This window comes from Peribacillus sp. GL_122 (genome assembly GCF_057835005.1).
On sequence record NZ_CM174415.1, the window covers coordinates 1,772,661 to 1,785,120 of the forward strand.

The 12,460-nt window shown below is 41.8% G+C and carries 9 protein-coding genes; 8 read left to right on the forward strand and 1 reads right to left on the reverse strand.

What is annotated here, in order from left to right:
* The first annotated feature begins 161 nt into the window (after positions 1-161).
* Positions 162-1,919, forward strand: coding sequence for a 2-oxoacid:acceptor oxidoreductase subunit alpha (locus AC3ISB_RS08655; RefSeq protein WP_141992141.1), 1,758 nt, complete (start codon positions 162-164; stop codon positions 1,917-1,919).
* Positions 1,906-2,772, forward strand: a complete 867-nt coding sequence (locus tag AC3ISB_RS08660) for a 2-oxoacid:ferredoxin oxidoreductase subunit beta (RefSeq protein ID WP_098370964.1) — start codon at positions 1,906-1,908, stop codon at positions 2,770-2,772. Before AC3ISB_RS08655 ends, AC3ISB_RS08660 begins: the two co-directional genes overlap by 14 nt.
* A 104-nt stretch (positions 2,773-2,876) precedes the next feature.
* On the opposite strand, the gene AC3ISB_RS08665 is transcribed toward AC3ISB_RS08660, so the two are convergent.
* Positions 2,877-3,041, reverse strand: coding sequence for a hypothetical protein (locus AC3ISB_RS08665; RefSeq protein WP_489276032.1), 165 nt, complete (start codon positions 3,039-3,041; stop codon positions 2,877-2,879).
* A 412-nt stretch (positions 3,042-3,453) separates the two neighbouring features.
* Here AC3ISB_RS08665 and tdh point away from each other — a divergent pair, with 412 nt between their 5' ends.
* From tdh to mutL, 6 genes are all read left to right on the forward strand, one after another.
* The gene (gene tdh / locus AC3ISB_RS08670; RefSeq protein ID WP_098371374.1) at positions 3,454-4,494 is read left to right on the forward strand and encodes an L-threonine 3-dehydrogenase; all 1,041 of its coding nucleotides are present in this window, start codon (positions 3,454-3,456) and stop codon (positions 4,492-4,494) included.
* A gap of 339 nt (positions 4,495-4,833) precedes the next feature.
* Positions 4,834-6,378 (forward strand): tRNA (N6-isopentenyl adenosine(37)-C2)-methylthiotransferase MiaB, encoded by a 1,545-nt coding sequence (gene miaB / locus AC3ISB_RS08675; protein ID WP_141992140.1) that lies wholly within the window; start codon positions 4,834-4,836, stop codon positions 6,376-6,378.
* Position 6,379: 1 nt separating this feature from the next.
* On the forward strand, positions 6,380-6,808 hold the full coding sequence (locus tag AC3ISB_RS08680; RefSeq protein WP_098370962.1) for a YlbF/YmcA family competence regulator: 429 nt from the start codon (positions 6,380-6,382) through the stop codon (positions 6,806-6,808).
* A gap of 213 nt (positions 6,809-7,021) precedes the next feature.
* Positions 7,022-7,561: an outer spore coat protein CotE gene (locus AC3ISB_RS08685; RefSeq protein WP_098370961.1), complete on the forward strand. Its 540-nt coding sequence runs from the start codon at positions 7,022-7,024 to the stop codon at positions 7,559-7,561.
* A gap of 278 nt (positions 7,562-7,839) precedes the next feature.
* Entirely contained in the window at positions 7,840-10,467 is a 2,628-nt protein-coding gene (gene mutS / locus AC3ISB_RS08690; protein ID WP_489276035.1) for a DNA mismatch repair protein MutS, read from the forward strand.
* Between the two features lie 22 nt (positions 10,468-10,489).
* The gene (gene mutL, locus AC3ISB_RS08695; RefSeq protein WP_489276037.1) at positions 10,490-12,430 is read left to right on the forward strand and encodes a DNA mismatch repair endonuclease MutL; all 1,941 of its coding nucleotides are present in this window, start codon (positions 10,490-10,492) and stop codon (positions 12,428-12,430) included.
* Positions 12,431-12,460: the final 30 nt, after the last annotated feature.

The following is a 12,460-nucleotide window of genomic DNA, read 5'->3' on the forward strand; positions in this document are numbered from 1 at the left end:
TAAAAGCAAAAAGGTTGCAATTTAATGATTTAACCGATAGAATTGAAAGCGTTTAGTACACCTTTCCTAAATTAGAACGATTAATTATACATAGTTGAATGTTCTGAAGAGAGGTGCGGTTAAATGCATTTATATACGAACGTCCTAAAGGAGTGTAAGACATGATCAATCAACTTTCATGGAAAGTTGGCGGACAACAAGGTGAAGGTATTGAAAGTACAGGAGAAATATTCTGTATTGCCCTCAATCGCTTAGGTTATTACTTGTATGGCTACCGTCATTTCTCATCCCGAATCAAGGGTGGACACACGAATAACAAAATTCGTGTAAGTACTACGGAAACTCGTGCTATCTCTGATGATTTAGACATCTTAGTTGCTTTTGACCAAGAAACAATTGACGTCAATTATAAAGAATTACATGAGGGTGGCATCATAATCGCAGATGCAAAATTCAAACCTGTCTGCCCAGAAGATACAAAGGCGGAATTATATATTGTTCCATTTACGGAAATAGCAGCCGAATTAGGAACATCATTAATGAAAAATATGGTCGCCATCGGTGCGACATGTGCTGTTCTAGGTATGGAAATTTCCGTATTCAACGATGTGGTTGATGAAATATTCGGCCGTAAAGGTGAAGAAATCGTTAAGAAGAATATGGATGCCATTACTGCTGGCTATAAGGCAATGGAAGTGATGCTTGGAGAAAAACTTGGCGCAATGGAGCTGGAAAAGGCAGACGGCCAAAAACGAATGTTCATGATCGGAAACGATGCCATCGCTTTAGGTGCAGTTGCAGGCGGTTGCCGCTTCATGGCAGCTTACCCGATTACCCCGGCTTCTGAAATTATGGAATACTTAATTAAAAAACTTCCTCAATTTGGTGGGACGGTCATACAAACTGAAGATGAAATCGCGGCGGCTACAATGGCAATCGGTGCAAACTATGGCGGTGTACGCGCCATCACAGCTTCAGCTGGACCTGGACTTTCCTTGAAAATGGAAGCGATTGGTTTAGCGGGCATTACCGAAACGCCAATTGTCATCGTCGATACTCAACGTGGTGGTCCATCTACGGGACTTCCTACAAAACAGGAGCAATCAGATTTAATGGCCATGATTTATGGTACACATGGTGAAATACCTAAAATCGTCATGGCTCCGAGTACTGTTGAGGAAGCCTTTTATGATACGGCAGAAGCATTCAACCTTGCAGAGGAATATCAATGTCCAGTTATCGTTTTATCCGACCTACAGCTATCATTAGGTAAACAAACGGTTCAGCCGCTTGATTATGGCAAAGTGGAGATAAGACGCGGAAAATTGGTTGACTTTGAAATTGAAGAGTCTGAAAACAAATCTTACTTCAAGCGTTATGAAGTAACGGAAGACGGAGTCTCACCACGTGTAGTGCCTGGTATGAAAAATGGAATTCACCATGTTACAGGTGTTGAACATGATGAAACGGGCAGACCTTCTGAGACGGCTTTGAATCGTAAATTGCAAATGGATAAACGGATGCGTAAGCTGAATAATTTAACTAACACATTCCAAACACCAGTATACAAAAACACACCGCATGAAGAAGCGGATTTATTAATTCTTGGCTTTAACTCAACACGCGGGACGATTGATGAAGCGATTGGCCGGTTAGAAACGGATGGAATGAAAGTGAATCATGCGCATATCCGTTTGATTCATCCTTTCCCAGCTGATGAAGTCCTATCATTGGTGCAAAGTGCTAAGAAAGTAGTAGTTATTGAAAATAATGCGACTGGACAATTGGCTAATATTATCAAGATGAATGTTGGACATGTTAATAAAATTAAAAGCATCCTAAAATATGATGGCAACCCATTCCTCCCGCATGAAATTCACACACAATGCAAGGAGATGTTCGAATATGGCAACGTTTAAAGAGTTTCGGAATGATGTAAAACCTAACTGGTGTCCTGGCTGCGGAGATTTCTCCGTTCAGGCTGCCATGCAGCGTGCGGCAGCCAATGTAGGATTGGAGCCGGAGAATTTGGCCGTTGTTTCCGGTATCGGCTGTTCAGGTCGTATATCGGGTTACATCAAGTCCTATGGTTTTCATGGCATCCATGGCCGCTCACTGCCAATTGCCCAAGGAGTAAAAATGGCCAACCGTGAATTGACCGTTATAGCTTCAGGCGGTGACGGAGATGGTTTTGCAATCGGGATGGGACACACCATCCATGCGATCCGCCGTAATATCGACATTACGTATATTGTCATGGATAACCAAATTTATGGATTGACAAAAGGCCAGACTTCTCCTAGGTCCGCTGCTGGATTTAAAACGAAATCCACTCCAGAAGGATCAATAGAACAAGCTGTTTCACCTATGGAATTAGCATTGTCAGCTGGTGCAACGTTTGTCGCCCAAAGCTTTTCCACTGACTTGAAAGACCTGACGGCGATCATTGAAGCAGGGATAAACCATAAAGGATTCTCCTTTATCAATGTTTTCTCTCCTTGCGTAACATATAATAAGATCAATACGTATGATTGGTTTAAACAAAACTTAACTAAATTGAACACGATTGAAGGCTATGATTCATCAAATAAAGAACAGGCCATGCAGACTTTGATGCAACATGACAGCCTTGTGACAGGGATTATTTATCAGGACTCTTCACGCCCTTCGTACCAGGAATTAGTGCCAGGGTATGCTGAAAAAGCGTTAAATAAATCAGAGCTGACACTGGATCAAGAACACTTTGATAAGCTTGTTGCTGAATTTATGTAAAAAGTTAAAAGGTTCACCCCTTAAGATGGGGTGAACCTTTTTTGTGAAAAATTAAGCGCTCCAGTAATTATGCCTCATGCTAGAACGCTTATTACTGGCTTAGCTTAACAATCGTTATGGCATCCGCCGAAGTTACGGTTAAAAACCGCAACCGAAACCGCCGAAACCGAAGAAATTGCAACGATTCCTTCTTCTACAACAACAACGGTCATTGTGATGATGATGATGATGATGGTGACGATCACAATCGCGGTCACGATCACGATCACGGTCACGGTCCCGATCGCGGTCCCGATCGCGGTCACGGTCACGGTCCCGATCGCGCCTATTACAGCCCCTCACAGCACGACAAAAATCGTCTGCGATTCTATCGTTATTTCTGTCCCGATCTCTGTCCCGATCCCGGTCCCGATCATGATGATCATGATTATTGCATCCACATGACATATAAGTCACTCCTTCATAATTTTGTTGTACAAGATATCTTATTCGAGAGCAGAAAAGATGCTATAGAAACATGACCCATTTAACAAAAATGTACGAATGCCCTAAAAATCATCATTATTAATGTGAAAAGGCCGATACAAAAGCGATTATGGTATTTTTGTGATGGATTTTTCATATCTTTTACATATTAAGGTAGATGAAGAGAGCAGCCCTATTTCAGGGGGAATGTACATGTTGAGAGGTAAAATGAAAGCCGTCGTCAAACACCACCGAGGTTATGGGGCACAATTACAAGTTGTCGATATACCGGATATTCGTGATGACGAGGTCTTGATTCGGGTGAAAATGACCTCGATCTGCGGAACGGATATTCATATTTTCACCTGGGATGAATGGTCACAGGGAAGAGTGAGTCCACCATACGTATTTGGGCACGAATTTGCTGGGGAAGTAATCGAGATAGGAGCAAGGGTCAGTAATGTTTCAGTTGGTGATTGTGTATCTGCCGAAACACATATCGTTTGCGGTACATGCAGGCAGTGCTTAACCGGGCAATTCCATATTTGTAAAAAAACAAACATTATCGGTGTTGATAAACAAGGGTGCTTTGCAGAGTATATAGCTCTGCCAGCCAAAAATTTATGGAAAAATCCAAGTGATATGCCACTCGATATTGCTACCATCCAAGAACCGATGGGTAACGCAGTCCACTCAGTGCTAGCTGGCGAGGTGCTGGGTAAAACGGTGGCAATAATCGGTTGTGGTCCAATTGGGCTTATGGCGATTGCTGTAGCAAAGGCCGCGGGAGCTGATAAAGTAATCGCTCTAGATATTAATGATTATCGACTTCAGCTTGCCAAAAAGATGGGTGCTACAGACCTCATTCATTCAATTAAACAGGATCCATTGGAAATCACGAAAGGCCTCACAAGTGCGGATGGGGTGGATGTTGTTTGCGAAATGAGCGGTAATCCTGCAGCTATCCAACAAGGGTTTAAGATGGCGACGAATGGTGGTAGAATATCAATACTAAGTTTGCCTTCTAAGCCCGTCACGCTTAATATAACTGAGGATATTGTATTCAAGGGTCTTACTGTCCAAGGGATAACTGGAAGGAAGATGTTTTCAACCTGGCAACAGGTTTCAAGTCTGCTTGAAAGTGGCAAGGTTGATGTAAAACCAATGATTACCCACCGTTTTTCACTTGGCGATTTTGAAAAGGGATTTGAACTGATGATCAAAGGTCAGTGTGGTAAGGTTCTTCTTATTCCTTAATCATCTGAAAAGGTTGAAATTGAATTGTCTGAATTTGGAAAATATCGGCAATGGATAGCGTCATCCAAAAATGATGAGAGGCTAATTTTGTAATAGCCTCTTATTTCATGTTCCTATTTTCCGTATTTGTGAAAAAATTCTTACAATCGAAGAAGCCACGACAGAATGATTGTTTCTTGCTGTTAAAAGCTTTATACTATAATAATGTGGATATATCACACTTAATAGCTAATATTTACTGGGAATTCTTAAAAAGGAAACCGTATAAAACCATTTGAAGATAGGTCTTGAAATAGTTGGTGAAAGAAATAAACTAACTATTTTGAAAGGAGATTAACTATGAACGAGAAACAACGATTAGAATCACAACAAGTACAGGCTGAGAATCCAGCGGACAAAAAATCCGAAAAGGACTTCAGTAAGTACTTTCAAGCCGTTTATATTCCGCCTTCCTTAAAAGATGCGAAAAAGCGAGGAAAAGAAGAAGTAGAATATCATGATGACTTTGCAATTCCTGAAGGTTTCCGTGGAATGGGAGAAGGTAAAAAGTTTTACATTCGTACTTATGGCTGTCAAATGAACGAACATGATACAGAAGTCATGGCGGGCATCTTTATGGCACTTGGTTATCAGCCGACAGACACGGTGGATGATGCTAACGTCATTTTACTTAACACTTGTGCGATTCGGGAAAACGCAGAGAATAAAGTGTTTGGTGAATTGGGGCATTTAAAATCATTGAAATTGGAAAAGCCGGATCTATTGCTTGGGGTTTGCGGTTGTATGTCACAAGAGGAGTCAGTTGTAAAGCGGATTCTAGAGAAGCACCATTTTGTGGATATGATTTTCGGAACGCATAATATCCACCGGCTGCCGCAAATTCTTAATGAAGCTTATCTTTCCAAGGAAATGGTCATTGAGGTTTGGTCCAAAGAAGGTGATGTAATCGAGAACCTTCCGAAAGTGCGTAAAGGAAAAACGAAGGCGTGGGTCAATATCATGTATGGCTGCGATAAGTTTTGTACTTACTGCATCGTACCTTACACAAGGGGGAAAGAAAGAAGCCGCAGGCCTGAAGATATAATCCAAGAAGTCCGTCATTTAGCGGCACAGGGTTACAAGGAAATAACCCTGCTTGGGCAGAATGTGAATGCTTACGGCAAAGATTTTACGGATATCGAATATCGTTTCGGCGATTTGATGGATGAAATCCGTAAAATCGATATTCCGCGTATTCGTTTTACGACAAGCCATCCCCGTGATTTTGATGATCACTTGATTGAAGTACTGGCTAAAGGCGGCAATCTCGTTGACCATATCCATCTTCCAGTTCAATCGGGAAGTACGGACACACTTAAAATCATGGCCCGTAAATATACACGCGAACAATATTTAGAGCTAGTAAAAAAGATCAAGGAAGCTATCCCAAGTGCATCGCTAACCACTGACATCATTGTAGGCTATCCGAATGAAACGGAAGAGCACTTTGAAGAAACAATGTCTTTATACCGTGAAGTTGGTTTCGATGCAGCATATACTTACATCTATTCACCACGTGAAGGAACACCGGCTGCTAAAATGCAGGATAATGTACCGATGGAAGTGAAAAAGGAACGTCTGCAACGCTTGAATGCCCTTGTCAATGAAACGTGCGCATTGAAAATGAAAGAGTATGATGGACAGATTGTTGAAGTGCTCGTTGAAGGCGAGAGCAAGAAGAATGCGGAAGTATTAGCAGGTTATACAACGAAAAATAAGCTCGTGAACTTCAAAGGACCAAAATCCGCTATTGGCCAAATCGTAAAAGTGAAAATCACCGGAACGAAAACATGGTCATTAAATGGGGATATGGTTGAAGAAGCAACGGCGATTGAGGTGGAGTAATATGACTAAATATACTAAAGATGACATTCTGAATAAAGCGGCCGAGCTTGCTGAAATGATCGCCAGCACGGAAGAAGTCGATTTCTTTAAACGGGCAGAAGCTCACATCAATGAAAACCAAAAAATCCGTGAAATGATCGCCAGCATCAAGAGCTTGCAAAAACAGGCTGTAAACTTCCAGCATTACGGCAAAGAGAAAGCATACAGCCAAGTTCAGGCCAAAATTGATTTGCTGGAAAAACAATTGGATGAACTTCCGATCGTGCAGGAATTCAAACAATCCCAAGTGGATGTAAATGATCTTTTACAAATGGTCTCATCACAAGTATCGAACAAGGTGACCGACCTGATCATTGAATCGACCGAAGGAGACGTCCTTCGCGGTGAGACAGGTTCACAGGTACAAGCAGGCGGCGGAAGCTGTTCATGAATATTATAAAAAGCCCTTCTGATTTCAGAAGGGCTTTTTAATATTCGAAAATCCTTATACAGTGCCCATTCGTGACACATATCCCAAAACTTGAGCATAAAATAACCTAGGTTTAAAACATTACAGCAGTTTTCAAACAATTAAAATTCTACGCACACTAGACTTTTACCACGCATAGGATGAATGGAAACTGTATGAGGAGGGTTCGCTAGCATGTCACAATATAGAGAGATAATTACTAAAGCGGTGGTGGCAAAAGGACGTAAATTTACAAAGTCCTCTCACACCATTTGCCCGGCTCATCATCCTTCTAGCATTCTAGGTTGTTGGATCATCAACCATAAATACGATGCAAAGAAAGTCGGCAAAAAGGTAGAAATTCACGGCAGCTACGAAATCAACGTCTGGTATTCTTATAACCGTAATTCGAAGACGGAAGTTGTAACTGAAAAAGTGCAATATACCGACGTTATTTCGCTGAAATACCGTGATCCCGATTGTCTTGATGACCATGAAATCGTTGCAAACGCTGTCCAACAGCCGAATTGTTTAGAAGCTGTCATCTCCCCATGTGGACAAAAAATCATTGTCCATGTGGAACGGGAATTCTTTGTGGAAGTCGTCGGCGAAACGAAAATTTGTGTCGCTGTTAGTCCAGATGGCCGCTGCGAGGATGACTGGGGCTCTGATTTCGATGATGAGGATTTCGAAGATTTAGATCCGGATTTCCTTGATGAATTCGAAGACGAATAGAATTTAGAAATTAATACCGGATGACATTCCCTTCATCCGGTTTTATTTAATTTGAAGCGGGACAAGTCCATTGCAGGCCTGGCCATGATTAAAAAAAGGGATGGAATGTTACTATATCAGTGCGTATGGCTTTGCATAGGTAGCTCAAAAAAAAGTTTGAATTCAAAGGATAATTGATTTACCATGCAATTTCGAATACAGGCAATGTTGCTTTCCCGTATGTTATAATGAAGGACATAAATGTGTAATAGATTTTAGTTTGGAAAGGTTTTGAAGGAATGGCTGGATATACTCCGATGATACAGCAATATTTAAAAATTAAGGCAGAGTATCAGGATGCCTTTTTATTTTTTCGTTTAGGCGATTTTTATGAAATGTTTTTTGACGATGCACTGAATGCATCACAAGAGCTCGAAATCACATTAACGAGCCGAGAAGGCGGTAGTGAAGAGCGAATTCCGATGTGCGGCATTCCGTATCACTCGGCTGCTAATTATATTGATATATTGATAGAAAAAGGTTTTAAAGTAGCTATTTGTGAACAAACCGAAGATCCGAAGCAAGCCAAAGGTGTGGTACGCAGGGAAGTTGTCCAGCTGATTACTCCGGGAACGAAAATGGATAGTAAGGGTCTACGTGAAAAGGAAAATAATTATATTGCCACCATCACATATTTCACGGATGGTCAGTTTGGCTTTGGATACAATGATTTATCGACAGGGGAAAATAAGGTCACTTTGATTGAGAGTTTCGAGGAAGTCCTGAATGAATTTGCCATACTTGGTGCGAGTGAAGTGGTCATTGCCGAGGATTTCAATGAAGAATGGAAAAAAAGGCTGCAAGAACGGGGCGCTGCCGCTCTATCCCTAGAGAATAATTTGGTTCAAAGCGAGTCATTCGTTGCATTGCTTCATCTGTTAAAAGACCAGAAACTGGCGACAACGACCTCACGTTTATTGAATTATCTTTACCGTACCCAAAAACGCAGCCTGGATCATTTACAGCCAGTGCTTGCATATGAAACATCACAATATATGAAAATTGATTATTATAGTAAACGCAATTTGGAATTAACTGAAACCATTCGCTCCAAAGGTAAAAAAGGCTCATTATTATGGCTGCTTGATGAAACGAAAACGGCCATGGGCGGAAGGATGTTGAAACAATGGATTGATAGACCGCTCATTAATAAAAAGCAGATCGAGCGGAGACAAAGCCTTGTTGAAACCCTGAAAAATCAATACTTCGAACGGCAGGACTTACGTGAACGCCTTAAGGAAGTGTACGACTTGGAGCGGCTTGCCGGAAGGGTGGCCTTCGGGAATGTAAACGCTCGGGACTTGATTCAACTGAAACGTTCATTGCAACAGGTGCCGATCATTCGTGAAATCGTGAAATCAATGGCATCCAATCAGGATATTTCAATTTTGGCCGATAAATTGGATCCTTGCGAAGAAGTGACGGATTTGCTTGAAACGGCGCTTGTAGAAAACCCGCCATTGTCCGTGAAGGAAGGGAATATCATTCAGGATGGTTTCCATAAGGAGCTGGATACATACAGGGATGCCAGCAGAAACGGGAAAACTTGGATTGCGCAGCTTGAACGCGAAGAGCGGGAACGTACTGGGATCAAATCATTGAAAATCGGATATAATCGTGTATTTGGCTATTACATTGAAGTCACACGAGCCAATTTGCATCTGCTTGAAGAAGGCCGGTATGAACGAAAGCAAACTTTAACGAATGCCGAACGTTATATCACACCTGAATTGAAAGGAAAGGAAGCTTTGATTTTACAAGCAGAAGAAAAAAGCATCAGTTTGGAGTATGACCTATTCCTCAATCTTCGTGAAGAGGTCAAAAGCTATATCCCGCGCTTACAGGATTTAGCGAAAGGCGTCAGTGAACTGGATGTCCTGCAGTGCTTTGCAACGATTAGCGAAGAACGCCATTATGTGAAGCCAGTCTTTTCTGATGATCGGAGAATCGTACTGAAGGAAGGCCGGCATCCAGTGGTCGAGAAAGTCCTTCAATCACAGGAGTATGTCCCCAATGACTGCTTTATGGGTGGAGAAAGGGAGTTACTTTTGATCACAGGACCAAATATGTCGGGTAAAAGTACGTATATGCGTCAAATTGCGCTAACATCGATTCTAGCGCAAATTGGATGCTTCGTATCAGCAAGTATAGCTGAATTGCCTATTTTTGATAAGGTGTTTACTAGGATTGGCGCGGCAGATGATTTGATTTCCGGTCAAAGTACATTCATGGTCGAGATGCTTGAAGCAAGAAATGCCATCATGAATGCGACGGAAAACAGTTTGATATTATTTGATGAAATAGGGCGGGGAACATCAACTTATGATGGGATGGCGCTTGCTCAGGCCATCATTGAATATATTCATGAGGAAATTGGGGCAAAGACTCTCTTTTCGACTCATTATCACGAATTGACTGTATTGGCGGCGGAACTGCCAAAATTGAAAAATATCCATGTCAGTGCCATTGAGCAAAATGGAAATGTCGTTTTCCTTCATAAAATAAAAGAAGGGCCAGCAGATAAAAGCTATGGAATCCATGTGGCTAAGCTAGCTGATTTACCTGAGCAGTTAATAGATCGGGCGGCTGCTATTTTAGCGCAGCTAGAAAATGAAAATGGACAGGCAAAGGCGATGCCTGAACAGCCTGCTGCCGCTGTAGAAGCACCTATTGCCGAAGCTGCCCCGGTAACATCCGTCAATGAAGCACAGCTTTCCTTCTTTGGGGAAGAGGCTCCTAAAGGAAGAGTGAATTCTTCACCTAAGGAAAAAAAGGTGCTGGATGACATAAAATCACTGGATATCCTTGAAATGACGCCGCTTGAGGCAATGAATACCCTTTATAAATTACAAAAGAAACTTAAATGAGAATTAAAGCGAGGCGATAAAAATGGGAAAAATCATACAGCTTGATGAGGCTTTATCAAATAAAATCGCAGCTGGCGAAGTTGTTGAACGCCCAGCCTCAGTCGTTAAGGAACTTGTGGAAAACGCAATAGATGCAAACAGTACCATTATAGAGATTGAATTGGTGGAGGCTGGACTTGGTTCCATTCGGATCGTGGATAATGGCGATGGGATTTTGGCTGATGACATAGAAGCGGCATTTAAACGCCATGCCACAAGTAAAATAAAAGATGAAAATGATCTTTTCCGAATTCGAACACTTGGCTTCCGCGGTGAAGCAATGCCCAGTATTGCTTCAGTTTCCCGTTTTGAAATGAAAAGCAGCACAGGCGAAGGTGTGGGAACGCGCATACTTCTTGAAGGCGGCATGGTTAAGGAACTCGAGGCTTCATCAAGCCGGAAAGGAACGGATATCCTGGTTTCCGACTTGTTTTACAATACTCCTGCAAGGTTGAAATACATGAAAACCATTCATACCGAGCTAGGAAATATTACGGATGTCGCTAACAGGCTCGCACTTTCGCATCCGGATGTTTCTATCCGGTTATCACACAACGAGAAGCGAATCCTGCATACGAATGGTAACGGTGATGTCAGGCAGGTGCTAGCCGCAATCTATGGTACGAATATTGCCAAAAAGATGATTCCGGTTCAGGCAAGCTCCTTGGACTTTAAATTATCCGGATATATCGTTATGCCTGAGGTCACCCGGGCTTCAAGGAATTATATTTCAACCATGATAAACGGCCGCTTCATTAAAAACTATGCGCTCGTGAAAGCAATCCTGGATGGATACCATACACTTCTTCCAATTGGGCGTTTTCCAATTGCTTTGTTGAATATTGAAATGGATCCGATTCTTGTCGATGTCAATGTACATCCATCCAAAATGGAGGTAAGGCTCAGCAAGGAACAGGAATTGTACAGTCTTGTATCGGAAACGATCAAATCTTCGTTTAAAAAGATGTCTCTAATACCAAGTGGATATAAACCAACACCAAAGCCGGAGCAGGTGAAAAGTGAGCAAACTACGCTGGAATTGGACCATGTTGTGGAAAGCGGCAAGCGGGTCCTTGAAGAAGCCAAGAAAGAAGCTTCACTCTTGAAGGATACCTTGATTCGGGAAAAGCAGGAACAAAAGAGTTACGTGGATCATAATGAAGATTTCAATCTTGAACCAATAAAGGAAATAATCTATAGCAATGAACAGCAGCAAATGGCAGATGCCTATATTCCGGTCTTACAAGATGATGAAAGCAAACCAAATTACGAGTCAGCTGAAAAGTATACAACCTACACTGTCGAACAAGAGGAAGAAATTGAGGTAAATGAACCGGAAAGCCGCATCCCTCCCATGTACCCAATTGGGCAAATGCATGGAACCTATATTTTCGCCCAAAACGAAAAAGGTTTGTACATCATAGACCAACATGCTGCCCAGGAACGGATCAAATACGAATATTTTAAAGAAAAGGTCGGACGTGTTGAAAACGAGCTACAGGATATGCTGGTTCCCATCACCCTTGAATTTTCAACAGACCAATGTATCAGGATAAATGAATATCGGCATGAATTGGAAAAAGTCGGCGTCTATTTAGAAGAGTTTGGCTATAACGCCTATATTGTCCGATCTCATCCACAATGGTTCCCTAAAGGAATTGAACAGGAAATCCTTGAGGAAATGATAGAACAATTGCTATCGATGAAAAAGGTCGACATCAAAAAATTGCGTGAAGAAGCAGCCATCATGATGAGCTGTAAAGCCTCAATAAAGGCAAACCGTCATCTGCGCAATGATGAAATCCAAGCACTATTGGATGAACTAAGGCGGACAACCGATCCCTTCACATGTCCTCATGGAAGACCTATCATCATCTCTTATTCCATTTATGAAATGGAGAAAATGTTCAAAAGGATCATGTAATGAAAAGCAATGGAGAACCCTTATGTACGG

Bases quoted from the DNA above. Each gene is read 5' to 3' on its own strand.
- AC3ISB_RS08680 (WP_098370962.1), top strand. From the start codon at position 6,380: ATGACTAAATATACTAAAGATGACATTCTGAATAAAGCGGCCGAGCTT.
- mutS (WP_489276035.1), top strand. From the start codon at position 7,840: ATGGCTGGATATACTCCGATGATACAGCAATATTTAAAAATTAAGGCA.
- mutL (WP_489276037.1), top strand. From the start codon at position 10,490: ATGGGAAAAATCATACAGCTTGATGAGGCTTTATCAAATAAAATCGCA.
- AC3ISB_RS08660 (WP_098370964.1), top strand. From the start codon at position 1,906: ATGGCAACGTTTAAAGAGTTTCGGAATGATGTAAAACCTAACTGGTGT.
- AC3ISB_RS08685 (WP_098370961.1), top strand. From the start codon at position 7,022: ATGTCACAATATAGAGAGATAATTACTAAAGCGGTGGTGGCAAAAGGA.
- AC3ISB_RS08655 (WP_141992141.1), top strand. From the start codon at position 162: ATGATCAATCAACTTTCATGGAAAGTTGGCGGACAACAAGGTGAAGGT.
- miaB (WP_141992140.1), top strand. From the start codon at position 4,834: ATGAACGAGAAACAACGATTAGAATCACAACAAGTACAGGCTGAGAAT.